This is a genomic window from Sphingobium anseongense, from assembly GCF_037725245.1.
Lineage (GTDB): Bacteria > Pseudomonadota > Alphaproteobacteria > Sphingomonadales > Sphingomonadaceae > Sphingobium.
Window position 1 is genome coordinate 137,242 of record NZ_JBBJUL010000007.1, and the last position, 23,345, is coordinate 160,586.

The 23,345-nt window shown below is 63.6% G+C and carries 20 protein-coding genes; 11 read left to right on the forward strand and 9 right to left on the reverse strand.

What is annotated here, in order from left to right; genetic code table 11:
* Positions 1 to 34 precede the first annotated feature (34 nt).
* The 3 genes from WG908_RS11485 to WG908_RS11495 form a co-directional block, all read right to left on the reverse strand.
* On the reverse strand, positions 35 to 1,246 hold the full coding sequence (locus tag WG908_RS11485; protein WP_340186716.1) for an acetyl-CoA C-acetyltransferase: 1,212 nt from the start codon (positions 1,244 to 1,246) through the stop codon (positions 35 to 37).
* Between the two features lie 158 nt (positions 1,247 to 1,404).
* A complete protein-coding gene (locus tag WG908_RS11490) occupies positions 1,405 to 2,004 on the reverse strand; it encodes a nucleotidyltransferase family protein (RefSeq protein WP_340186717.1) in 600 nt (199 codons plus the stop codon).
* The gene (locus WG908_RS11495) at positions 1,994 to 2,227 is read right to left on the reverse strand and encodes a hypothetical protein (protein WP_340186784.1); all 234 of its coding nucleotides are present in this window, start codon (positions 2,225 to 2,227) and stop codon (positions 1,994 to 1,996) included. Before WG908_RS11495 ends, WG908_RS11490 begins: the two co-directional genes overlap by 11 nt.
* Between WG908_RS11495 and folE the strand changes: the two genes are divergently transcribed.
* From folE to WG908_RS11510, 3 genes are all read left to right on the forward strand, one after another.
* Positions 2,222 to 2,803: a GTP cyclohydrolase I FolE gene (folE, locus tag WG908_RS11500; RefSeq protein ID WP_445326712.1), complete on the forward strand. Its 582-nt coding sequence runs from the start codon at positions 2,222 to 2,224 to the stop codon at positions 2,801 to 2,803. The genes WG908_RS11495 and folE overlap by 6 nt on opposite strands.
* Complete coding sequence (locus WG908_RS11505) at positions 2,800 to 3,636, forward strand: SDR family oxidoreductase (protein ID WP_340186719.1); 837 nt, start codon at positions 2,800 to 2,802, stop codon at positions 3,634 to 3,636. The genes folE and WG908_RS11505 overlap by 4 nt, the downstream gene beginning before the upstream one ends.
* 78 nt (positions 3,637 to 3,714) lie before the next feature.
* The gene (locus WG908_RS11510) at positions 3,715 to 6,597 is read left to right on the forward strand and encodes a M16 family metallopeptidase (protein WP_340186720.1); all 2,883 of its coding nucleotides are present in this window, start codon (positions 3,715 to 3,717) and stop codon (positions 6,595 to 6,597) included.
* 20 nt (positions 6,598 to 6,617) lie between these two features.
* On the opposite strand, the gene WG908_RS11515 is transcribed toward WG908_RS11510, so the two are convergent.
* Positions 6,618 to 7,052, reverse strand: a complete 435-nt coding sequence (locus WG908_RS11515; protein ID WP_340186721.1) for a cupin domain-containing protein — start codon at positions 7,050 to 7,052, stop codon at positions 6,618 to 6,620.
* A gap of 82 nt (positions 7,053 to 7,134) precedes the next feature.
* Here WG908_RS11515 and rnr point away from each other — a divergent pair, with 82 nt between their 5' ends.
* Together rnr and ligA are read left to right on the forward strand one after the other, a co-directional pair.
* On the forward strand, positions 7,135 to 9,456 hold the full coding sequence (gene rnr, locus WG908_RS11520) for a ribonuclease R (RefSeq protein WP_340186722.1): 2,322 nt from the start codon (positions 7,135 to 7,137) through the stop codon (positions 9,454 to 9,456).
* 31 nt (positions 9,457 to 9,487) lie between these two features.
* A complete protein-coding gene (gene ligA / locus WG908_RS11525; protein ID WP_340186723.1) occupies positions 9,488 to 11,620 on the forward strand; it encodes an NAD-dependent DNA ligase LigA in 2,133 nt (710 codons plus the stop codon).
* Positions 11,621 to 11,628: 8 nt separating this feature from the next.
* Here the strand turns inward: ligA and yghU are convergent, their stop codons facing one another.
* Positions 11,629 to 12,501 (reverse strand): glutathione-dependent disulfide-bond oxidoreductase, encoded by an 873-nt coding sequence (gene yghU / locus WG908_RS11530; protein WP_340186724.1) that lies wholly within the window; start codon positions 12,499 to 12,501, stop codon positions 11,629 to 11,631.
* A 349-nt stretch (positions 12,502 to 12,850) separates the two neighbouring features.
* Here yghU and groES point away from each other — a divergent pair, with 349 nt between their 5' ends.
* Together groES and groL are read left to right on the forward strand one after the other, a co-directional pair.
* Entirely contained in the window at positions 12,851 to 13,138 is a 288-nt protein-coding gene (gene groES, locus WG908_RS11535; protein WP_340186725.1) for a co-chaperone GroES, read from the forward strand.
* Positions 13,139 to 13,219: 81 nt separating this feature from the next.
* Positions 13,220 to 14,866: a chaperonin GroEL gene (gene groL, locus WG908_RS11540; protein WP_340186726.1), complete on the forward strand. Its 1,647-nt coding sequence runs from the start codon at positions 13,220 to 13,222 to the stop codon at positions 14,864 to 14,866.
* A 79-nt stretch (positions 14,867 to 14,945) separates the two neighbouring features.
* On the opposite strand, the gene WG908_RS11545 is transcribed toward groL, so the two are convergent.
* Positions 14,946 to 15,626, reverse strand: coding sequence for a GNAT family N-acetyltransferase (locus tag WG908_RS11545; RefSeq protein ID WP_340186727.1), 681 nt, complete (start codon positions 15,624 to 15,626; stop codon positions 14,946 to 14,948).
* Between the two features lie 128 nt (positions 15,627 to 15,754).
* Here WG908_RS11545 and WG908_RS11550 point away from each other — a divergent pair, with 128 nt between their 5' ends.
* Positions 15,755 to 17,716, forward strand: a complete 1,962-nt coding sequence (locus WG908_RS11550) for a putative bifunctional diguanylate cyclase/phosphodiesterase (protein WP_445326713.1) — start codon at positions 15,755 to 15,757, stop codon at positions 17,714 to 17,716.
* A 56-nt stretch (positions 17,717 to 17,772) separates the two neighbouring features.
* On the opposite strand, the gene WG908_RS11555 is transcribed toward WG908_RS11550, so the two are convergent.
* Positions 17,773 to 18,732, reverse strand: a complete 960-nt coding sequence (locus WG908_RS11555; RefSeq protein ID WP_340186729.1) for a crotonase/enoyl-CoA hydratase family protein — start codon at positions 18,730 to 18,732, stop codon at positions 17,773 to 17,775.
* A 236-nt stretch (positions 18,733 to 18,968) separates the two neighbouring features.
* On the opposite strand from WG908_RS11555, the gene WG908_RS11560 reads away from it, so the two are divergent.
* The gene (locus WG908_RS11560) at positions 18,969 to 19,148 is read left to right on the forward strand and encodes a hypothetical protein (protein ID WP_340186730.1); all 180 of its coding nucleotides are present in this window, start codon (positions 18,969 to 18,971) and stop codon (positions 19,146 to 19,148) included.
* Between the two features lie 72 nt (positions 19,149 to 19,220).
* Positions 19,221 to 20,363, forward strand: coding sequence for a tRNA guanosine(34) transglycosylase Tgt (tgt, locus tag WG908_RS11565; RefSeq protein WP_340186731.1), 1,143 nt, complete (start codon positions 19,221 to 19,223; stop codon positions 20,361 to 20,363).
* A gap of 3 nt (positions 20,364 to 20,366) precedes the next feature.
* Here tgt and WG908_RS11570 read toward each other — a convergent pair whose 3' ends face one another.
* Both WG908_RS11570 and WG908_RS11575 read right to left on the reverse strand, forming a co-directional pair.
* Complete coding sequence (locus tag WG908_RS11570) at positions 20,367 to 21,869, reverse strand: sensor histidine kinase (RefSeq protein WP_340186778.1); 1,503 nt, start codon at positions 21,867 to 21,869, stop codon at positions 20,367 to 20,369.
* A gap of 87 nt (positions 21,870 to 21,956) precedes the next feature.
* Complete coding sequence (locus tag WG908_RS11575; RefSeq protein WP_340186732.1) at positions 21,957 to 22,151, reverse strand: NepR family anti-sigma factor; 195 nt, start codon at positions 22,149 to 22,151, stop codon at positions 21,957 to 21,959.
* A gap of 333 nt (positions 22,152 to 22,484) precedes the next feature.
* On the opposite strand from WG908_RS11575, the gene WG908_RS11580 reads away from it, so the two are divergent.
* Positions 22,485 to 23,279 (forward strand): response regulator, encoded by a 795-nt coding sequence (locus WG908_RS11580; RefSeq protein WP_340186733.1) that lies wholly within the window; start codon positions 22,485 to 22,487, stop codon positions 23,277 to 23,279.
* Positions 23,280 to 23,345 lie beyond the last annotated feature (66 nt).

The following is a 23,345-nucleotide window of genomic DNA, read 5'->3' on the forward strand; positions in this document are numbered from 1 at the left end:
GGTTTCGTTCAGGCTTTGGCGAACGGGGAAGGGGTCAAATACGCTCGATGATCGTGCCGGTGCCCATGCCGGCGCCCACGCACAGGTTGATAAGCGCGGTGCCCTTGCCGGACCGCTCCAGTTCGTCGAGCGCGGTGCCCAGCACCATCGCTCCGGTCGCGCCCAGCGGATGCCCCATGGCGATCGCGCCACCATTGACGTTGATCTGGCTGTGGTCGAGCTTCATGGCCTGCATGTAGCGCAACACGACGCTGGCGAAGGCTTCGTTCAACTCCCACAGGTCGATGTCGGCCACGGACATGCCCGCCCGCGCGAGCAGCTTGCCCGCGACGAATTCCGGCCCGGTCAGCATGATCAAGGGTTCGGACCCGATCGAGGCCATGGCGCGGATGCGGGCGCGGGGTTTCAGGCCGTATTTCTCGCCGATCTCCCTGCCGCCCACCAGCACCGAGGCGGCGCCATCGACGATGCCGCTGCTGTTGCCGGCATGGTGAATATGGTTGACGCACTCCAGTTCAGGATAACGCAACAGCGCGACCGTGTCGAAGCCCGGCATCTCCTCGCCCAGTGCCGCAAAACTGGGCTTGAGCGCGCCCAGCGACTGCATCGTCGCTTCAGGGCGCATATGTTCGTCATGATCCAGCACGACCTGGCCGATCACATCCCTGACCGGGACGATCGAGCGGGCAAAGCGGCCTTCATCCCAGGCCTGCTTGGCGCGACGCTGGCTTTCGACCGCATAGGCGTCGGCATCGTCGCGGCTGATGCCGAACTTGGTGGCGATGACGTCGGCGCCTATGCCCTGCGGCGCGAAATAGGTCTTGAATGCGACCGCCGGGTCCATCGCCCAGGCGCCGCCATCCGACGCCATCGGCACGCGGCTCATCGATTCGACGCCGCCGCCGATCGCGAACAGCGCTTCGCCGGCCATCACCTTGGCAGCGGCGATATTGACCGCTTCCAGGCCGGACGCACAGAAGCGATTGATCTGTACCCCTGCGGTGGTCTGCGCATAGTCGGCATTGAGCGCGGCGACGCGGGCGATGTCCGCGCCCTGTTCTCCCACCGGCGTCACGCAACCCATGATGACGTCGTCGACGTCGGCGGTGTCGATGCCGCTGCGGTCGCGCACGGCTTGCAGCATCTGGGTGGCAAGCTGGATCGGCGTGATTTCGTGCAACGATCCGTCGCTCTTGCCCCGGCCGCGCGGCGTGCGAACAGCGTCGTAGATATAGGCGTGCGTCATGTGATCCTTCTCCATCGCCGCTATCGAACGCGGTCGAGATAGGCGTCAAATGTATTTACGTTTACGTAAAGTGCAAGGGTATTTTCCGGCTTTGCCCGACCGTCGCAATGCCGTAGCGTCAAAGCCGGACCAGGACTGATGCCGCTTGAACGATGGGACTATTCAGGCGTCGTCGGCCGCACGTCCAGCAGGTCCTCGGGCGTATCGACATCGCGCAATACGCTGCCACTCGTCTCGATCTGTACCCCATGGCTCAGCAGCGCGCGCGCGCCCTGGTCGCCGCGCAGCGCCAGCAGCTCGTCGAAATGCTTGCGGCCGATGAAGGCGGGCGGAGAGGAGGAGAAGCCGTCCGTGCTGGCCACCACCGACCGTATGTCCTCGGCCGCCAGGCAGATGCGGTTATAATGTGTCTGCGGCACGTCTGGCATGTCGGCCAGGCAGATGAGGATGCCGCGCACCTTGCTCATCGGCATGACATGGCGCACCGCCTGCACGATGCTGCTGGAAATCCCGTCCTGGGGGCGTTCGTTGACCAGAATGGTATAGCCGCGCCGGTCCAGCTTGCGATGGATGACGGGGGCGAGCGGCAGCGGTCGCGCTACCGCGATCAATTCGCCAAAAGCCATGGACGCCACGGTTTCCAGCGTATGCGCGATCATCGGCTTGCCCCGCAGGTCCGCCATCAGCTTGTCGTCCTCGCCAAAGCGTGACGACGCGCCGGCCGCCAGCAGCACCGCTGCGATCCGTTCAGTGCGCATGGGCAAGAACCAGGTAAAGGGAAGGATCTGTCATGAACATTGCGGCGGCCCATGCGCCCTCTTGCGGGTTGATGTCGCGCACCGCGATGATGTGCCATTGACGCGGCAAACTGTCCATAGCCGCTGGGGGCTGGCAATCGCCGCGCACTCTCTCCATATCGATCGGGTCAACAACAGGGGGAGCCTGCCGATGGCCAATGCCGTGGACCACGAACTTATGCACGCGCCCGCCAAGGCGCCCGTGCCCGCCGAAGTATCGGAGGCTATCCGCACCCTGATCCGCTGGTCGGGCGATGATCCCACGCGCGAGGGGTTGATCGAGACTCCCGAGCGGGTTGCCCGCGCCTGGCGCGAATATTGCGAAGGTTATAGCGAGGACCCGGCCTATCATCTGTCGCGCATCTTCCACGAAGTCGGCGGTTATGATGAGATCGTGCTGCTCAAGGGCATCCCGTTTCAGTCGCATTGCGAGCATCACATGGCCCCCATCGTCGGCAAGGCGCATATCGCCTATCTGCCAAACGAATATGTGGTGGGCATTTCCAAGCTCGCGCGCGTTCTGCAAGCCTATGCGCGCAGGCTTCAGGTGCAGGAGCGCCTGACCGCCGAAGTTGCCGACTGTATCTGGGACAATCTGCATCCCCAGGGCGTGGCCGTGGTGATCGAAGCCACCCATGGCTGCATGACCGGACGGGGTGTCCGCACGCCCAACGTCATCATGAAGACCAGTCGGATGATGGGTGTGTTCCGCGAAGATGAAAAAGCGCGCAAGGAAGTGCTGAACCTGATCGGTCTATGAGCGAAACGCCAGCACCCCTGCCGCTGCGTGCGTCGGCGCAGCAAGCGCCGCCATCAGGCGGTCGACCGATGTCGGGCAACCGCCTGGCGCTGGTGACTGGCGGCCATCGCCGGCTCGGCGGCGCGATCAGCGCGGCGCTGGCGGGCGCGGGTTACATGCTGGCGATCCATGGCAGCCATGACACGCGGCTGGATTCGTCGCTGGCGCTGGCGCTGGAGGCCAATGAGACGCCCTGGCACGGCTTCGTCTGCGATTTCACCGATCCTGAAAGCGCCGAGGACCTGATCGCCGCCATCTCCACGCATTTCGGCCGGGCGCCCGACCTGCTGGTCAACAGTGCCGCCATTTTCGGGCAGGACCGGCTGGAGGATGTGACCGCGGACGATCTGGCCCGCCATTATGCGGTCAACTGCATCGCGCCTGCCCTGCTCACCAAGGCGTTCGCCACCGTGCCGGGTGGCGGGGTGGATCGCTGCATCGTCAACATCCTTGACCAGCGGGTCGACCATCCCCATGGCGATCAGTTCGCCTACACCCTGTCGAAAATCGCGCTGGCCGGGCTGACGCGGATGACCGCGCGCACGCTGGCGCCGCGCGTGCGCGTTAACGCCGTCGCGCCGGGCCTGACCATCGCAACCGCCGACTATGACGACGATCAGATGGAAAGGCTGGCCGGGGCGATGCCGCTCGACCGCCTGCCATTGCCCGAACAGATCGCCGAGGCGGTGCTGTATCTGGCGAACGCGACGGCGGTGACTGGCCAGACCGTCTATGTCGATGGCGGCGCGCACCTGCGCAGCTATGACAGGGACTTCATGCATATCCGTCCCTAGCGACCCGGTCACGGCGGGATCGGCATTCCCCGTCATTGTCAGTGGTCATTCATGAAAATGCCGCTAGGTTGCCCGCCCATGAGCTTTTCTCCCCGGCGCACCGCCGCTTCGCTAGTCGTTCTTTCGCTGCTGATCGCCGCTCCGGCCTCCGCTGCCCGCGACGCTCCTTCCGCGCCCGCCATCGCGTCGGGAAGCCAGACCCAGCTTCGCCCCTGGCTCTATGAAAATAGCGATGTGCCGATCGATCCGGCCTGGCGCTTTGGCGCATTGTCCAACGGGCTGCGCTATGCGGTGCGGCGCAATGGGGTGCCGCCGGGGCAGGTCAGCATCCGCCTGCGCATCGACGCCGGATCGCTGATGGAGCAGGCGGACGAACTGGGCTTTGCGCATTTCATGGAGCATCTGACCTTCCGTGGTTCGCGCCATGTGCCCGACGGCGAATCCAAGCGCATCTGGCAACGGCTGGGCGTTACATTCGGCAGCGACAGCAATGCTCAGACGACGCCGACCGGCACCACCTATGCGCTGGATTTGCCCCAGGCGACGCCGCAGGGGCTGGGCGAAAGCATGAAGATCCTCGCGGGCATGATGGCGGATCCCAATATCGTCGCCAGCGCGGTCGAGGCCGAACGGGCTGTGGTGCTCGCCGAAATGCGCGAATCTTTCGGCCCGCAATTTCGCCTGTCGGAAATCACGCGCCAGCATTTCTTTGCCGGCCAGCCGCTCGCCGATCACAGCCCCATCGGCACCGTCAAGACGCTGACCGCCGCCACCGCCGATCGGATGATGACCTTTCACCAGCGCTGGTATCGTCCCGAAAACGCGGTGATTTCGATCGCGGGTGACATTGATCCCGCCGCTGCCGAAAAGCTGATCAAGGATCATTTCGACAGCTGGCAGGGCGCGGGCAAGGGCGCAGCGGCCCCTGACTTCGGGGAACCCGATGCGAAGGCGTCGGCCACGCGGGTATTTGTCGAACCCGGCCTGCCGACCGGCATTTCCATGGCATGGCTGCGGCCCTGGAAGCCGCGCGCCGACACCATCGTCTACAATCAGGACAAGCTGACCGACATGCTGGCGCTCCAGATCGTCAATCGACGGCTGGAACAGGCGGCGCGGGCCGGGGGCAGCTTTCTCCAGGCCAGCGCCGAGCAACAGGATGTCAGCCGTTCGGTCGATGGCACCTTCCTGTCCATCGTGCCAACGGGCGAGGATTGGGCGAAGGCTTTGACCGATGTCCGCGCGATCATCGAAGACGCCAAGGCGACCCCGCCCAGCCAGCAGGAAATCGACCGCGAATATGCGCAGTTCGACACCGCGTTGATGGTGCAGGTCGAAAATGCCGACACCGAAGCGGGAGCCAAGCAGGCGAGCGACCTGGCCAGCGCCGTCGACATCCGCGAAACGATCGTCAGCCCGCAGGCGGCGGTCGACATTTTCCGCGCCGGCAAGCCCGCCATGACGCCGCAAAAGATGCAGGCATCGACTCGGCGCCTCTTTTCCGCCGGCGTGTTTCGCGCGTTGCTGATGACCGGCAAGGCGCAGCCCGATTCAGAGGCCAGGCTCGCGGCCGCGCTCGCCGCCCCCGTGGCGGCCGCGACCAACGCACGCCTTGCCGACGGCACCGTGACCATGGCCGACCTGCCGGCGCTGGGTGCGCCGGGCAAGGTCGTTTCGCGCACGCCGGTCGGCATGTTGGGGATGGAAACCATCACCTTTGCCAATGGCGTCAAGATGACGTTGTTCGCCAATGACGCTGAAACCGAAAAGGTGCGGATCAATGTCCGCTTCGGCTACGGCCAGCAGGCATTCTCTCCGACCAGGGCCGTGCCCAGTTGGGCAGGAAACTATGCGCTGGTGGCGAGCGGCATCGGCAAGCTTGGACAGCGTGAACTGGACGATTTGACCAACGGCCGGCGCATGGGCTTTGATTTTTCCATCGACGATGATGCATTCGAACTGGCGGCGGTCACACGCCCTGCGGACTATAAGGACCAGTTGCGCCTGTTCGCCGCCAAATTGGCCGCGCCCGGCTGGGACCCGGCGCCGATTGCGCGCGTCAAGTCCGGGGCGGGGCTTGCCTATGACGCCCTGTCGCGCTCGCCCGACGCCGTGCTTGGCCGCGATCTCAACTGGTTGCTGCGCGATAAGGACGCGCGCTACCGCACCCCCACGCTCCAGGAGATCAATGCGCTGACCCCGCAGAGCTTCCGCGAGACATGGGAACCGCTGCTGGCGTCGGGACCCATCGAGGTGCAGATTTTCGGACAGGTAAAGGCCGATGACGCTATCGCGGCGGTGGGTGAAACCTTTGGTGCGCTCGCCCCGCGTCCTGACCGGCCCGTGCCGGCAGCAAACAAGGCGATGCGCTTTCCCGCGCCCGCGCAAACGCCCGTCATACTGCGTCACAAGGGCGACAAGGAACAGGCCGCGGCCGTCATGGCATGGCCCACGTCGGGCGGCTTCGATGCCATCAAGGAATCGCGCCAACTCGAAATTTTGACCCAGATCTTCAATGATCGCCTGTTCGACAAGCTGCGCTCGGCCGAAGGCGCGGCCTATTCGCCCAGCGTCCAGAACAGCTGGCCGGTATCCTTCGACAGTGGCGGCTACATCCTCGTCTCCAGCCAGGTGAAGCCGGAAAAGATCAACGTCTTCTATGGCCTGGTCAAGGATACCGCCGCCGATCTGGCCAAGACCCCGATCAGCGCCGACGAACTGCAACGCGCAGTCGCGCCGATGCGGCAGATGCTTGCCCGCGCCAGCACCGGCAACGCCTTCTGGATGAACCAGATGGAAGGGGCGACGCACGATCCCCGCTATGTCGGCGCGATGAAATCGATGGCGGCGGATCTGCTGCAAGTGACCCCGGCAGAGATCCAGAGCCTTGCCGGCAAATATCTCCGCATGGACAAAAGCTGGTCGGCGGTGGTGCTGCCCGAAGGCGTGACGGCGAAATAGGGGAAGGCCCAGCGAACCGCTTACTGCGCGATCGCGGCGACCTCGACCCGGTCGCCATGGCTCTTGGGTGTGGAATTGACCAGCATCTCGACCGGCACCGATCCCAGATTCTGCGCCTGGTGCACCATGCCCGGTGGGATTTCGATGCCTTCCCCGGCTTTCAGCAGGGTGACTTCGCCATTGGCCTCCATCGTCAATTCGCCCGACAGGACATAGAAGAACTGTCGCGCCTTGCGATGCATGTGACGGATTTCCTTGGTGCCCGGCTGCATCCGTTCCTGGATGACCGACATGTCGTCGGTGCGGACCAGATGCCATCCGTCATTGCCTTCGCCCCAAGCATAATGTTCCGCGCCTGGCTTGTCGATCATGAAGGCCGGATAGACCGGCGGGCCGGCCATGGCGGGCGCGGCGAGCAGGAAGGGAAGGGCTGCGAGGGCGAGCGATCGGATCATCCTGTCCATCATCAACGGATGGCAGGCATGATTTCCGCCATGCACACTGGCGGGCGCGCGCCGGGCTTCCTATAGCTGGGCGATGGCATCACCCCCCAAGAGCAAGTCTCCCCCCGCGAAGAAGTCCGCAAAGGTCCGTCCCGCCGGCATGCCGACGCGCGATCAGGTGATGGATTTCATCACCACGTCGGACCAGCCCGCCGGCAAGCGGGAGATCGCGCGCGCCTTTGGCCTCAAGGGGCAGGAAAAGATCGCGCTTAAGGCGCTGCTCAAGGACATGGCGGACGAAGGCCTGCTCGATGTCGGCCCCGCCCGCGCCTTCCACAAGCTTGGCGGCGTGCCCAAGGTCACGGCGCTGCGCATCGTCGATGTCGAAGACACCACGCTCATCGCCACGCCGGAGCGGTGGGAGGCCGAAGGCCAGCCCGCGCCCCGCATCCGCATCGTCGAGCGGGGAAAACGGGGAGCGCTCACCATCGGCGACCGTATCCTCGCGCGCACCGAGGAAGCCGGCAAGGGCTGGCTTGCCCATCCGATGAAGAAGCTGGGCCGTGCGATCGAGATGCTGCTCGGCGTCGTGGAGGTGGGAGATGGCGGCAAGCTGTGGCTTCGCCCCGTCGACAAGCGCATCCGCAAGGACACGCCGATCAGCGACGCGGGCATCGCGAAAAAGGGCGACCTCGTCCTTGCCGAACCGGTCGGCCGCCCGCCGCGCATATCCGCCCGCGTCACCGACATATTGGGCGATCCCTTCGCCCCCCGCAGCTTCAGCCTGATCGCCATCCACAAGCATGGCATCCCCAATGTCTTTCCCGAAGCCACCGAGGAAGAGGCGCTGGTCGCCGCCGCCCAGCCACTGCACGAGGACAAGCGCGAGGACCTGCGCCACCTGCCGATCATCGCCATCGACCCCAGCGACGCGCGCGACCATGACGATGCGGTCTGGGCAGCCCCGGACGACGACGCCGCCAATCCGGGCGGCTACAGGGCGATCGTCGCCATCGCCGACGTCAGCTATTATGTCCGCCCCGGAAGCGCGCTCGACCGCGAAGCGCGCAAGCGCGGCAACAGCGTCTATTTCCCCGATCTCGTCGTGCCGATGCTGCCGCACCAACTGTCGTCGGACATGTGTTCGCTGCGCGCGGGGCAGGATCGTGCCGCCATGGCCTGCCATCTCGTCATCGACCAGGCCGGCAAGGTCATATCATGGCGCTTCACCCGCGCGGTGATCCGCGTCGCGGCGGTGCTCGCCTATGAAGACGCGCAGGCGGCGATCGACGGCGAAACGGATCATGCACTGCTCGAAACCGCCCTCAAACCGCTTTGGGCCTGCTGGGCGCTGCTGCGCCAGGCGCGCGAAAAGCGCGATCCGCTGGGTCTCGACCTGCCCGAACGCCGCGTCGTGCTGGACGAATGGGGCAAGATCGTCAGCGTCGCGGTGCGCGAGCGGCTCGACGCGCACATGCTGATCGAGGACTATATGATCGCCGCCAATGTCGCGGCTGCCAAGGCGCTGGAAGCGAAAAAGGCGCCGGTCATGTACCGCGTGCACGAACCGCCCAGTCGCGAAAAGCTGGTCGCGCTCAAGGAATATCTCGCCACCTTCGACATCGACTTCGCGTTGGGTCAGGTGATCCGACCGACCACCTTCAACCATCTGATCAAGCGCACGCAGGAATCGGAGGAAAGGGAGCAGATCATGCTCCAGATCCTGCGGACCCAGACCCAGGCCTATTATGCCCCGCAGAATATGGGCCATTTCGGCCTGGCGCTCGGCTCCTACGCCCATTTCACCTCGCCCATCCGCCGCTATGCCGACCTGCTCGTCCACCGCGCGCTGGTGGGCGCGTACGGGCTGGAAATGCCAAGGCCCAAGGGTGGCGCGCTGCCCGACAAGACCTCGCTCAGCGTCGAGGACTATGAGAATATGGGCCGCGTCGGCGAGCTGATCAGCCAGCATGAACGCCGCGCGATGGAGGCCGAGCGCGACACGATAGACCGCTATGTCGCCGCCTTCCTGGCCGCGCGCGTGGGCGAAATCGTCCAGGCGCGGATTACCGGCGTCCAGAATTTCGGTTTCTTCGCGACGGTCGAGGGGCTGGGCGGCGATGGCCTTGTCCCCGTCTCCACGCTGGGCGCGGAACGCTTCTTCTTCGACGAAGCGGGCAAGGCGCTGGAGGGCGTGGAAAGCGGCGATCGCTATACCGTCGGCCAGCGGCTCGACCTGCGGCTGGAGGAAGCCGACCCGATCAACGGCGCGCTGCGCTTTGCGCTCCCCGATGCGCCCACAGGGCGCCGGCCCCCGCCAGGCCGACAGGACCGCACCCGCCCCGGCACCCATCGCGGCCGCCCGATGAACATCCGCCACATCGGCGGCGCGAAGGGCAAGCACAGGAAGAAGTGACGGGGGCGGAGCGAGTGGCTAGGAAGCAGCTATGACCGACGCCGCTACCCTATCCGAAGCCGAAGCCGCCAACCGCCTCATGCGCCTCGCGAAGGTAATCGCGCGGCACAATCGGCTCTATCATGATGAGGACGCGCCCGAAATCAGCGATGCTGACTATGACGCCCTTATCCGCGAAAACAATGCGCTCGAAGCGGCGTTCCCGCACCTGATCCGCGCGGATTCCCCCAACGGCCAGGTCGGTGCGACGCCGACAAGCGCGCTCGGCAAAGTGCCCCATGCCGTCCGCATGATGAGCCTCGACAATGGCTTTGCCGACGAGGATATCGCCGAATTCATCGCCCGCGTCCGCCGCTTCCTGGCGCTACCCGAAGACGCGGCGGTGGCGCTGACCGCCGAACCAAAGATCGACGGGCTTTCATGCTCGTTGCGTTATGAAAGGGGCGAGCTGGTGCTTGCGGCCACTCGCGGCGACGGCCAGACGGGCGAGGACGTGACCGCCAACGTCCGCACCATCGCCGACATCCCTGACCGGCTGACGGGCAATGCACCCGATATTTTCGAGGTGCGCGGCGAAGTCTATATGGCCAAGAGCGATTTCGCAGCGCTCAATGCCCGCCTGCTCGCGCAAGCCGACGACCCGGAAAAGGCGCGCCAGTTCGCCAACCCGCGCAATGCCGCCGCCGGATCGCTGCGCCAGAAGGACGCGAGCGTCACCGCCAGCCGGCCCCTGCGCTTCCTCGCCCATGGCTGGGGCGAATATAGCGCATTGCCCGCCGACACCCAGCTGGGCATGATGCGCGCGATCGCCGGGTGGGGGCTTCCCGTCTCCGACCTGCTGACCGGCGTGAATGATTTCACCGCGCTCATCACCCATTACCGCGCCATCGAAGCCGCCCGCGCCGACCTGCCCTTCGACATTGACGGCGTCGTCTACAAGGTCGACCGGCTCGACTGGCAGCAGCGGCTGGGCTTCGTGGCCAAGGCGCCCCGCTGGGCCATCGCCCATAAATTCCCCGCCGAGCGGGCGCAGACCACGCTCGAAACCATCGACATCCAGGTCGGCCGCACCGGCAAGCTGACCCCTGTCGGCCGGCTGACCCCGGTCACCGTCGGCGGCGTCACGGTGTCCAACGTCACCCTCCACAATGCCGACGAGATCGCGCGCTTGGGAGCCCGCCCCGGCGACCGCGTCGTCATCCAGCGCGCCGGCGACGTCATCCCGCAGGTGGTGGAAAATCTGACCCGAGACGAGGATCGCCCGCCATTTGCCTATCCCGGCCATTGCCCCGCCTGCGGTTCCGAAGCGGTGCGCGAGGAAGGCGAAGTGGATATCCGCTGCACCGGCGGCCTGATCTGCCCGGCGCAGCGTTTCGAACGCCTTCGCCATTTCGTCAGCCGCGCCGCGCTGGATATCGAGGGGCTGGGCGAAAAGACGATCCAGGAATTTCTCGATCTGGGCTGGATCATCGAACCCGCCGACATTTTCCGCCTTGCCGACCATCGCGCCGATTTGCTGGGGCACGATGGCTGGAAGGAAAAGTCGGTCGACAATCTCCTCGCTGCGATCAATGCCAGGCGCACCATCGACGCGGCACGTCTCCTCTTTGGCCTCGGCATTCGCCATGTCGGCGCGGTGACGGCGCGCGATCTGCTCAAGCGCTACACGAGGCTGCCCGCCATACGCGCGCTGGCCGAGCAGGTCATCGCCCTGCGCGAGGCCACGCACCGGCAGGACGAGGAAGCCGAGCATCGCTTCCACAACCGTCTGGCCAAGGCGATCGCCGAATTGATCGGGGTCGACAATATCGGTGCCGCAGTCGGGCATGCGCTCGCCGACTTTTTTCACGAGCCGCACAACCAGCGCGTCTGGGACGATCTGCTGGGGCAGGTCAGCCCACCTGATTATATCGTGGCAACAAAGTCCAGCAGCGTCACCGGCAAGACCGTCGTCTTCACCGGCAAGCTCGAGACCATGAGTCGCGACGAGGCCAAGGCCCAGGCCGAGCGGCTGGGTGCCAAGGCAGCGGGATCGGTCAGCGCCAGGACCGATCTGGTCGTTGCCGGTCCCGGTGCAGGCTCAAAGCTCAAACAGGCAGCGGCACTGGGGATCGAGGTGATCGACGAAGCGGCCTGGGCGGAGATCGTCAAAGCGGCGGAATAGGCGCGCCCTTACCCCGCGCTCTCCAGCTTGTCCTGCGTCCGCATGTCGAAATCGCTGGCGTCGTGCCGCTCGTGGAGCTGTTCGTTCAGTTCGCCAAAGGTCTTGTTGACGATGCGCCCGCGCTGCACGGCTGGCCGCGCGGCGACCTGTTCCGCCCACCGCACCAGATTTTTGTAGCTCCTGACGTCCAGAAATTCGGTCGCGTCATAGATATTGGCAAGGACGAGACCGCCATACCAGGCCCAGATCGCGATGTCCGCGATCGTATATTCGCTGCCCGCAATATAGTCGTTGTCGGCAAGCTGGCGATCCAGCACGTCCAATTGACGCTTTGCTTCCATCGCATATCGATCGATCGGATATTGCCATTTTTCCGGCGCATAGGCGTAGAAATGGCCAAAACCCCCGCCCAGCAGCGGGGTAGCGGCCATCTGCCAGAACAGCCAGGACAGCGTCTCGGCGCGCGGGCCTGCATCGGTCGGCAGGAACGCGCCGAACTTTTCGGCGAGATAGAGGAGGATCGAACCCGATTCGAACACGCGCTGCGGCGGCGAAACGCTGTGGTCCATCAGCGCCGGGATCTTGCTGTTGGGATTGGCCGCGACAAAACCGCTGCCGAACTGGTCGCCTTCCTGGATGCGGATCAGCCAGGCATCATATTCCGCGCCTGCATGTCCTGCCGCCAGCAGTTCTTCCAGCAGGATCGTCACTTTCTGCCCATTGGGGGTTGCGAGCGAATAAAGTTGCAGCGGATGCCTGCCGATCGGCAGGTCCTTGTCATGCGTCGGCCCGGCGATCGGCCGATTGATATGCGCGAACGGCCCGCCATTCTCCTTGTCCCAGGTCCAGACGCGGGGCGGGGTATAGGGCATGTCGGTCACGGGCAGGTCTCCAGCGGTGGTGCGAAGGATATAGGTGGCTGTTTGCAACCCTGCAACGCAGGCTCGGCTAACGGCTGCCTATTTGCCTATATGCGGGCGGTTTGCATGGCTCTGCTCTGCGTTCTCGATCATGTCATGAAACTGGTCGGGGCCGCCCGAATAATTGGCTTGTGGCTCTTGACCTTCCCCAACGGACGGCCATATGTAGCGCCGCTAGCACTCTCGATGGGTGAGTGCTAACAGATCATGGTTCATCGGGAGAAGGATAAGGCGGGCACTATTTCGCGAGGGATGTCCTTGCGGAGGCCGTGCCGGACCGGTTCCCGGATATTGAGGGAAGGCAAACAACATGGCATTTCGTCCGTTGCACGACCGTGTTCTCGTCCGCCGCGTAGAGGCAGAAGAGAAGACCGCTGGTGGCATCATCATCCCCGACAGCGCCAAGGAAAAGCCGCAGGAAGGCGAAATCGTCTCCGTGGGTTCGGGCGCCAAGGCCGAAGATGGCAAGGTGACTCCGCTCGACGTCAAGGCCGGCGACCGCATCCTGTTCGGCAAATGGTCGGGAACCGAGATCAAGGTCGACGGTGAAGACCTGCTGATCATGAAGGAATCGGACATTCTGGGCATTGTTGCCTGATTTGTCGGTTCGCGGATTTCACACCCAGTGACGGTGTGAACTTCGCAATTTTACACATTCTCGATAGAAGGTATTAAGACCATGGCAGCGAAAGACGTAAAGTTTTCCCGCGACGCGCGTGAGCGCATTCTGCGCGGTGTCGACATCCTGGCCGACGCGGTCAAGGTGACGCTCGGTCCCAAGGGCCGCAATGTCGTCATCGACAAGAGCTTCGGCGCCCCCCGCATCACCAAGGACGGCGTCAGCGTCGCCAAGGAAATCGAACTCAAGGACAAGTTCGAGAATATGGGCGCCCAGATGGTGCGCGAAGTCGCTTCGAAGACCAACGACATCGCCGGTGACGGCACCACCACCGCGACCGTGCTGGCCCAGGCCATCGTTCGCGAAGGCATGAAGTCGGTTGCCGCCGGCATGAACCCGATGGACCTGAAGCGCGGCATCGACCTTGCCGTGATCAAGGTCGTCGAGGACCTCAAGGCCCGCTCCAAGCCGGTTTCGGGCACCAAGGAAATCGCTCAGGTCGGCATCATCTCGGCCAACGGTGACACCGTGGTCGGCGAAAAGATCGCCGAAGCGATGGAAAAGGTCGGCAAGGAAGGCGTCATCACCGTGGAAGAGGCCAAGGGTCTCGACTTCGAACTGGACGTCGTCGAAGGCATGCAGTTCGACCGTGGCTACCTGTCGCCCTATTTCGTGACCAACCCGGAAAAGATGCAGGTCGAGCTTCAGGATCCCTATATCCTGATCCACGAAAAGAAGCTTAGCAACCTCCAGTCGATCCTGCCGATCCTCGAAGCGGTCGTGCAGTCGGGTCGTCCGCTGCTGATCATCGCGGAAGATATCGAAGGCGAGGCTCTGGCCACGCTCGTCGTCAACAAGCTGCGCGGCGGCCTCAAGGTCGCAGCGGTCAAGGCGCCTGGTTTCGGCGATCGTCGCAAGGCGATGCTGGAAGATCTCGCCGTCCTCACCAAGGGCGAAGTGATTTCGGAAGACCTCGGCATCAAGCTTGAAAACGTGACCCTTGCCATGCTGGGCACCGCCAAGCGCGTCACCATCGACAAGGACAACACCACCGTCGTCGACGGCGCTGGTGATGCCGACGCGATCAAGGGCCGCACCGAGCAGATCCGTGCGCAGATCGAGACGACCACGTCCGACTATGACAAGGAAAAGCTGCAGGAACGTCTGGCCAAGCTCGCCGGTGGCGTTGCGGTCATCAAGGTCGGCGGTGCATCGGAAGTCGAAGTCAAGGAGCGCAAGGACCGCGTCGACGACGCGCTGCACGCGACCCGCGCGGCTGTCGAAGAAGGCATCGTTCCCGGCGGCGGTACGGCGCTGCTGTACGCCACCAAGGCTCTGGAAGGCCTCAAGGGCGCGAATGACGACCAGACTCGCGGCATCGACATCATCCGCAAGGCAATCGAAGCGCCGCTGCGCCAGATCGCCCAGAATGCGGGGGTCGACGGCGCCGTCGTGGCCGGCAACCTGCTGCGCGAAAATGACGAGACCCGCGGCTTCAACGCTTCGACCGACGTCTATGAAAACCTGGTGGAAGCCGGCGTTATCGATCCGACCAAGGTTGTGCGGGCCGCGTTGCAGGACGCCGCTTCGGTGGCCGGACTGCTGATCACCACCGAGGCTGCGATCTCGGAAATGCCTGCCGACGACAAGGCGCCGATGGGCATGCCCGGCGGCGGCATGGGCGGCATGGGCGGCATGGACTTCTAAGTCCTGCCTTCCTGACGGCAATGGGAAAGGCCGGCGGAGCGATCCGCCGGCCTTTTTTTGGCTGGCCGCCCTTGCCAGATCAGGTCCGGGCCATCACGCTCAGTTGCATGTGCGCGCGCACTCGAAACCCAAGTGTCTCATAAAGCGCGATCGTCGCCTCATGGGCGGCATAGGCATGAAGAAACGGGGTCTCGCCCCGCGCCTGCATTGCCCGCATCACATGGCGCATCAGCACCCGGGCGTGGCCGCGTCCGCGATGATCGGGGTGGGTGCACACGCCGCTGACCTCGGTCAGCCCAGACATCCGCATCCGCTCTCCCGCCATCGCGACCAGGACGCCCTTGTCACGGATGCCTATGAAACGGCCCAGTCTGTGGGTGAGGGGATGGAACGGGCCGGGCCGGGTCAGCAGCGCCAGAGCACGCATGTCATCCGCATCCTGGTCGGTCAGCAGCAACGGGGTGCCCGGCGGCGCCTCATCGGGCACCGTGTCGGCGACCATCTGTGCCAGGCCCGCCTCCCGCACCAGGCATAGGCCCGAAGGCGGGGAAACACCGGGTCGCTCGACGATCCATAATTCGCCGCTTTTCGGCGCCAGCCGCGCAAGCGCCGCCTTCGCCGCGTCACCGTGGTCGGCGCTCGCACCGAATGGACCATATTGTGCATCGATCCTGCGTGCCTGATCGTCGCCCTGTGCAAATGCCGACCATCCCGTGGCGAGCGCATTCCAAACGGGCCGATCCAGGAGCGAATAAGGCATGGCGCGATCTCTTCGGTGACGTGAGGACAAGCCGATCCTTGCATAGGGCTGTATCGGAATTAACCAAAAACTAAGCGAAAAAGACGATCAAGGCTGTCGGGAACCGGAGACCCTACTGTTTGCTCGACATTTGGCTATCTCTAAAACGGCGTTTCGCGCAGCGTACGGCACAGGAGGCCGACGTACGGCGGAGCCTTGTCGAAACGCTTTACGCTTCCCCCGCATCGCTGACGATCGGCGCCGTGACGGGCATTGCCGTCGGCATCGTCACCAGCATCCTGTCGGATGACCACTATATCGACGCCGTGGTCGCCACCCTGTGTCTGGTCGGAACCCTGCGCGTCATATCGGCCATCTTTTTCCATCGCCAGCAGGTGCTCGGAACCGCCAACGCCTCGCGCAATTGGGAACGCGCTTACGAATTGGGCGCATGGGCCTATGCCGGATTGCTGGGCCTGATGGGCATAGTGACGCTGCTGCGCTCACAGGATGCAGTGATCCACATGCTCAATGTGGCGATGGCGGCCGGCTATGCCGGTGGCATTTCCGGGCGCAACGCCGGGCGCGTGCGGATTGCGGTCGGCCAAGTCTGCCTGGCGCTGGGTCCGACCGCGACGGGTCTGTGGCTGGAAGGATCGATTGGCTATCGGGTGTTGTCGGTGGCCATGGCGATGATGATATTGGGCCTCGCCGAAATCAGTTCCACCACGCACCGCATCGTCGTCCAGGCGTTGATCGGCAAGCGTGACAAGTCGCTCCTTGCCGAAAAGTTCGAGCGGCTGGCGCGTTATGACAGCCTGACCGGCCTCGAAAACCGCATGGCTATGCAGATGCGCCTGCGCGAGATTTTCGAAAACAGCCACAAGTCGAACGATGCCGCCGCGATTCTGTGGATGGATCTTGATCGCTTCAAGGAAATCAACGATTCCCTCGGCCATATGGTCGGCGACCAGTTGCTGCGCACCGTTGCGGAGCGGCTGCATGAAGTGTTGCACGGCCGGGGCCATATCGCACGCTTCGGTGGTGACGAATTCGTTCTCATCTGTCCCAACACCGATCGCGTCACCGCGCAGACTATCGCGCGCGAGATCATCGACTATTTCAGCTATGGCTTCGACGTGGGCGACCATCATCTCCAGGTGACCGCTTCTATCGGCTATGCGGTCGCGCCGCAGGACGGGCGCGACATGGACGAGTTGATGCAGCATGCAGATCTTGCGCTCTATGAAGCCAAGCGGGCCGGCCGCAATCGCGCCGCCAGCTTCACCTGGTCGCTCAAGGAGCGCTTCAACCGCGTGCACGAGATTGAAACCGGGCTACGCCGTGCGATCGAAATCGATGAACTGAAACTGGCGTTTCAGCCCATCGTCGATCTGGCGAGCGGCCGTATCGATGCGTGCGAAGCGCTGCTGCGCTGGGATCACCCGACGCTCGGGCCTGTCTCTCCCGCCGAATTCATCCCGATAGCCGAAGGCATGGGGATGATCGAGCCGATGACCGCCTGGGTGTTGCGATCGGCCTGTTCGGCGGCAGCATCCTGGCCGGGGGATGTGCGGATCGCTATCAATATTTCGCCCGCATCGCTCAAATCGTCCGATTTGCCAGCCAATGTCATCGCCACGCTGTTGGAAACGGGCCTGTCGGCCCGACGGCTGGAGCTTGAGGTTACCGAATCGATTTTCCTCGACGACAGCGGCCAGACCAACGCCATCCTGCGCGAATTGCAGCGCATCGGCCTGCGGCTGGCCCTGGACGATTTCGGCACCGGCTATTCGTCCCTCAGCTACCTGCGCTCCTATCGCTTCGACACGCTCAAGGTCGACCAAAGCTTCATGGCCGGGGTGCAGGATAATCGGGAAGACCGCGCGATCGTCCACGCGATCGGCCATCTGGCGCGCGCTCTGGATATGGATACGGTGGCTGAAGGCATAGAAACCGAGGATCAGTTGATGCACGCGCGTCAGGCGGGTTTCACCAATGTCCAGGGCTATCTGCTCAGCCGACCGATCGATCGCGACGCGATCGGCCGGCTGATCGCCGCGGGGCCGCTGCTTCCGATGGCCGTGCCGGTCGGCATTCGCACCGCCTGAAGCGCCCGCGCTTTGCCCATCGCAGCGGTCGTCGCAAGATGACGCACGCAGCGGCGCTAAGTGCCGCGCAGCCGCATCTGCGCGGAAGCCAGCCGCCGCATCATCCGCAAATCCCGGTCGGACAGGGACATGGCGGTGTCCGCCCAGGTTTCGACGATATCAGTCAGTTCGCTCAAGGTCAGCGGATTGACTCGCCTGCCGGCGCGATTGATACCGACATAACCGGCATGATGAGCACTATGGTCGGCGATCCATTGGCGCGTTGCCGCTTCGCCTTCGCCCGTGTCGACGACCCGCGACACGATGCCCATGTCGAACATTTCGTCGGCACTGTAAATGCGGCCTTCGGTGATCATCTGCCGGGCGATCAGCGGACCGACCCGGCGTGACAGGATCGAATAGGCGCCCATGCCGGGGAACAGGCCGAACAGCACTTCGGGCAGGCCGAAGCGTGCCTGCCGCTCGGCGATGATGACGTCGAAACACATCAGCGCCTCAAGCCCCCCACCCAGCGCGTCGCCCTGCGCCAAGCCTATATTGATGATCGGCATATCGTTGCAGTGCCAGATGCGATCGACGATTTCGACGCAGGCGACACCATATCGCACCAAAGTCGCCCGGTCTCGCCGCTGTATGCATTCGGCGAACATTTCAAGATCGCCCCCGAGGTTGAAAATGCCCGGAAAGCGCGAGCCCAATATCATGAACTTGAGCGGCCCGGCATCCGCGCCGAACATCCGGCGAGTCTCTCGCTGCCACGCCATCGTGTCGCGAATCAGGCTCAGGCTGGAATTGGGGCGTTCATGCGGGGTCATGAAGGCCCAGAGCGCTCCTTGTTCCGCATCCCACCGAACGTCGATCTGCCCGAGGTCGAACAGCGTCGATCGCCTGAGTCGATGCTCCAGGCTGTCGTCAGGGAAGGAGATCTGCGAATGGCCGTCATCCTGCCCGTCGTCCAGGAGCGGTTCGACTTCCATCCTGCCGTCGACCGGATTAAACCGCCCGGAATCAATCATCTGCGCCCCCAAATTTTGGATCGATCAGAAGAGAACAGGCTCGCTGCGGCTATGCAATGACTGAGCGGCGATTTTCACGATGTTAACCCTTTTCGGGTCTGACTGTTGCGTTCTCGCATCCAATATATCGCACAAAATGGCGATGTGATGCAAATCAGCCACATCTGGCGATTTCTTGCAGACTGTCAGCCCCGGCCGTAAGGCCGTTGTTAACCTTTATTAATTACGTCGGGCGCATGACCTATGATCGATCGAGCGGCGCCCGCGTCACATTGATGCTCCAGGATGGCGAAGGTCAGGCCTGGCCGTTTTCGCTGTCTCGCGACTGCCTCTGCTTCATAGGACGCTACAAGCGCGTCGACGGGTTTCGGATCGACCCCGCGCTGCTGTTCCAGGGCGCTGCTCGCCGCTATTGACAGCCTTGCTGTTCTCCTGATCTCGCGCGCCTGTCTTGTCTATGGAACGTCGGCGTCCTACACGCCGCCGCCATGATCCGTCCCCGTTTCCAGTTTTCGATTTCCGCCACAGACGGCGCGGCCAGGGCGGGTGTCATCGCCATGCGCCGTGGCGATATCCAAACCCCGGCCTTCATGCCGGTCGGTACCGCCGCCACCGTCAAGGCGATGCGGCCTGCCGAGGTCAGGGCATCGGGCGCGGACATCATCCTTGGCAATACCTACCATCTGATGCTGCGGCCGGGCGCGGAGCGCGTGGCCCGGCTGGGGGGGCTGCACGGCTTCATGGGGTGGGACCGGCCCATTCTGACCGACAGCGGCGGCTATCAGGTAATGAGCCTGTCGGCGCTGACGAAAATGAGCGAACAAGGCGTCGCCTTTTCCAGCCATCTCGATGGGTCGAAACATATGCTCAGCCCGGAACGGTCGATGGAGATCCAGCGGCTGCTCGACAGCGACATCGTCATGGCTTTCGACGAATGTACGAAAAACGGCTGCTCCCATGAAGAAGCCGGTCGGTCGATGGAGCGGTCGATGCGCTGGGCGAAGCGGTCGCGCGACGCGTTTGACGCAGGGGGTGACCATGCGGGTCGTGCCGCTCTATTCGGCATCCAGCAAGGTTCGCTCGACCGGAGCCTGCGCGCGCAATCGGCACAACAACTGATCGATATCGGCTTTGACGGCTATGCTATCGGCGGTCTCGCGGTGGGCGAGGGGCAGGACGCGATGTTCGCCACGCTCGACTTCGCGCCCGATATGCTGCCCGTCGATCGGCCCCGCTATCTGATGGGGGTGGGCAAGCCCGATGACATCGTCGGCGCGGTTGCACGGGGGGTCGACATGTTCGATTGCGTGCTGCCGACGCGTTCGGGTCGCAACGGCCAGGCGTTCACCTGGGCCGGCCCGCTCAATATCCGCAACGCCCGATTTGCCGAGGATGGCGATCCGCTGGATCCGCGCTGCGCCTGTCCGGTATGTACAGGTTGGAGCCGTGCCTACCTCCATCACCTCGTTCGGTCGGGCGAGATGCTGGGCGCCATGCTGATGACGCAACATAATATCCACTTCTACCAGGCGCTTATGCAGTCGATGCGCGACGCGATCGGTGCAGGAAGGTTCGCTGCGTTCGCCGCCGACTTTCGCCGCGATTATGGGCGCGTGGGATCGGTTGCTTGACCGCTACGGCACCGCGCTGATGGCAATGGCATAGGAACCGGCTTCCTCGTCTCTCTCCAGCGGCGCTCGCAACTGGCGCGACAGGCCGGTCAGCACCCGGTCGAACCGGTCGTGCAGCGGATCGGTGACCAGCGTGCCCGTCAGGGCGCTGGATGCGACCGTCAGGCACGCCCGGCCGGGCGTGTCTATCTGGCGGACAGTGATCCGCATTCCCGCGGACGGGCCGGCCAGCATTGCCAGCTCGACCAGTTCGGTCACCAGGAAAGCCACCGGCACGGCGACATCCTGCGTAATGTGCAGATCGTCGCTGTCGATCTGGATGCCGAATTTGCGCGCTGCCTCGGGCGCCGTGGCGCGCAGGCTCGCCGATAATTCGCTGATCAGCGCGCGCACGCCGACGCCGCGATTGTCTTCCAGCTCGGCGAAATGATTGCGGTGAACGACGGACAATGCATCGACCCGCCGCTGGATCGACGCATAGGCCTCGATCGCTTCATCCGCGGTGGCGGCGCGGGCGTGCAGATTGATCAGGCTTGCGATGATCTGTAGGTTGTTCTTGACCCGATGATGTACCTCGCGCGTCAATTTGCGCTGATTGTCGAGACTGGCCGCCATTTCGGCCTCATGGCTCGCCACATCCTCGGTAATCGCGCGAAAAGTATCCCCCAGCGCCGATATTTCCATGGCCGGCGTGCGGACGCGGGTCATCGGCTCCAGCACCTCGCCAGGATGATAGGCCTCCACTGCGCGCCGCAGCATGACCAGGGGGCGGATCAGCAGCCGGTTCACCACGAACCAGCCGATCGCGGCCGCCGCGAACCACATCACCATCGGCAGGAACAGCGATAATGTCCGGGCCAGTGTCGCCGGTGGCTCGCGCACCGACATGACAAGCGCCAGCCGGTCGATCCCGACCGCCGCAGACACGCGGTTCATTTCGCCTTCGCCGGTCAGTCGGGTGTCGCTGATCGGAAGCACCTGCTCGTCCTGCCGCAAAGCGATCCGCCGGTTTTGCAACGCTGCGGTCGAATCGGCGATCCTTTCCAGATGGCGCATGCCATAATAGGTGATCGCAACGATGGCATCGTTACGGCTGATCGTCCGTCGCGCGAGATAGTTCGAGTTGGTAAGAACCGCGCTGTCCCCCGGAGCGAAACGTTCCGCAGGATCGATTCCCACGGGTTCGCGGCTATGGCTGCTGCACAAAAGGTGCCCTTGCCGATCATAGATGAAGAACAGGGCGTCGTGATTGGCGCGCGACGTCATGAATGACCTGGCACGCGGGCAAATGGTCCTGTCGGTCGTTCCCTCGGCAAAAGCATCGACGGTAAGTTGCAGCGCCGCCTGATCAGCCATCAGTTCGGCGGCGAGCTTGCGCGCGCTCTGCGTCACCGCCATGCGCAGCAAGGCTTCCCTTTCAAGATCGGCGGTCTCTATCGCCTGCAAGGATGCGACCAGGGCAATCCCGCCCAGCGGGAGCAAAGCGAGAGTCAGGATCAGGAACATCTTGACGCCGGTCGAACGCGTCAAATCCCTGAATGACTGATATGCCTCCGCAGCGGCCTGCATCATGGCGGCAATATCCTGATGAGATCAGCCCAGCTTGCTGAGCAGGTCAAGCATCTCGGCCGGAATATCCTCGTTCACTGTGCGCTGATAAACGCTGCGCAGCACATCACCCACATGCCCGTCATCGGCCGCTTTGGTCCGCTTCCTGGGGCGGGGGGCATTGGGACGCTTTTCGGGCGCGGTGCTGGAATCGCTGGAATTGACGACGTCTGTCTTCATGTCCGGTCGCATTTCGGAAGAAACCAAAACCAGTCCCTCTGCCTTGTCATCATGTGCAAGCTACTTACCCATTGCCGTTTCGTATCCTGACGTCAATTCGGTTCACGATGGGTTAACCATGGGAATAGCGTTTTGACGAAAAAACCGAACGGCAGTGAAACAAATCCTGTCATTGATGGTTCCGTGGTCGAGCCTTTTTCTTTTCCGTCCGGCGGGAAGGGGGAGCAGGGGGATCGGACGGGGGCTTGCCATCAGGGTTTCGCCGCTTCATCTGTCCTGTCTCAGGGATGCTCATGATCAGATCGCCTTTCGGGGCAGGGAGAAGTTCTAAACATGTCGCTTGGACAAAAGCTGCACCCCCACCTTCCGTTTCTTCGCCGTTATGCGCGCGCCCTGACGGGAAGCCAGTCGCATGGCGACGCCTATGTTCGCGCGGCGCTGGAGGCGATCGTTGCTGCGCCAGATGAATTTCCCAGCGATGTGGACCCGCGTCTTGGCCTCTACCGGATATTTCACGCCATCTGGTCTTCGTCGCATCTGGAAGATGGCCCAGTTCTGGATGTCGGCGAATCCCCTGAAGCGGTCGCCCATGCGCGCCTCGCCCGCCTGACCCCGCTTCCTCGCCAGGCGCTGCTGCTGACCGCGCTCGAAGGCTTCACGAGCGAGGATACCGCCTATCTTATCGACATGACCACCAGCGATGTAGACGCGCTGGTTCAGGAGGCGCTGACCGAGATCGAGGCACAGACACATGCCAAGGTCCTGATCATCGAGGATGAGCCGATTATCGCGATGGATATCGAGACGATCGTGCGCGACCTGGGGCATGAAGTCACAGCCATTGCCGTCACGCGGGAGGATGCGGTTCGCGAAGCGATGGCCGAACGCCCCGGCTTGGTCCTGGCCGATATTCAATTGGCTGACGATTCCAGCGGTATCGACGCGGTTAAGGACATTTTGGCGGAATTCGCGGTGCCGGTGATTTTCATCACCGCTTTCCCCGAACGCCTGCTGACCGGAGAGCGGCCCGAGCCGACCTTCCTCATCACCAAGCCGTTCCAGCGCGCGACCGTCAAGGCGGCCATTGCCCAGGCGCTGTTTTTCGACCAGGCAACGGCGCCTGCCTGACCGATATAGGACGGAACCCGCTTTGCTTGATCGCGTTATTGATGCGTAACGATCGGGAGAATTGCC

Coding starts and splice junctions, on each gene's coding strand:
- WG908_RS11485 (WP_340186716.1), bottom strand. CDS start 1,246: ATGACGCACGCCTATATCTACGACGCTGTTCGCACGCCGCGCGGCCGG.
- WG908_RS11490 (WP_340186717.1), bottom strand. CDS start 2,004: ATGCGCACTGAACGGATCGCAGCGGTGCTGCTGGCGGCCGGCGCGTCG.
- folE (WP_445326712.1), top strand. CDS start 2,222: ATGCACGCGCCCGCCAAGGCGCCCGTGCCCGCCGAAGTATCGGAGGCT.
- WG908_RS11505 (WP_340186719.1), top strand. CDS start 2,800: ATGAGCGAAACGCCAGCACCCCTGCCGCTGCGTGCGTCGGCGCAGCAA.
- WG908_RS11510 (WP_340186720.1), top strand. CDS start 3,715: ATGAGCTTTTCTCCCCGGCGCACCGCCGCTTCGCTAGTCGTTCTTTCG.
- WG908_RS11515 (WP_340186721.1), bottom strand. CDS start 7,052: ATGATCCGATCGCTCGCCCTCGCAGCCCTTCCCTTCCTGCTCGCCGCG.
- rnr (WP_340186722.1), top strand. CDS start 7,135: ATGGCATCACCCCCCAAGAGCAAGTCTCCCCCCGCGAAGAAGTCCGCA.
- ligA (WP_340186723.1), top strand. CDS start 9,488: ATGACCGACGCCGCTACCCTATCCGAAGCCGAAGCCGCCAACCGCCTC.
- groES (WP_340186725.1), top strand. CDS start 12,851: ATGGCATTTCGTCCGTTGCACGACCGTGTTCTCGTCCGCCGCGTAGAG.
- groL (WP_340186726.1), top strand. CDS start 13,220: ATGGCAGCGAAAGACGTAAAGTTTTCCCGCGACGCGCGTGAGCGCATT.
- WG908_RS11545 (WP_340186727.1), bottom strand. CDS start 15,626: ATGCCTTATTCGCTCCTGGATCGGCCCGTTTGGAATGCGCTCGCCACG.
- WG908_RS11555 (WP_340186729.1), bottom strand. CDS start 18,732: ATGATTGATTCCGGGCGGTTTAATCCGGTCGACGGCAGGATGGAAGTC.
- WG908_RS11560 (WP_340186730.1), top strand. CDS start 18,969: ATGACCTATGATCGATCGAGCGGCGCCCGCGTCACATTGATGCTCCAG.
- tgt (WP_340186731.1), top strand. CDS start 19,221: ATGATCCGTCCCCGTTTCCAGTTTTCGATTTCCGCCACAGACGGCGCG.
- WG908_RS11570 (WP_340186778.1), bottom strand. CDS start 21,869: ATGTTCCTGATCCTGACTCTCGCTTTGCTCCCGCTGGGCGGGATTGCC.
- WG908_RS11575 (WP_340186732.1), bottom strand. CDS start 22,151: ATGAAGACAGACGTCGTCAATTCCAGCGATTCCAGCACCGCGCCCGAA.
- WG908_RS11580 (WP_340186733.1), top strand. CDS start 22,485: ATGTCGCTTGGACAAAAGCTGCACCCCCACCTTCCGTTTCTTCGCCGT.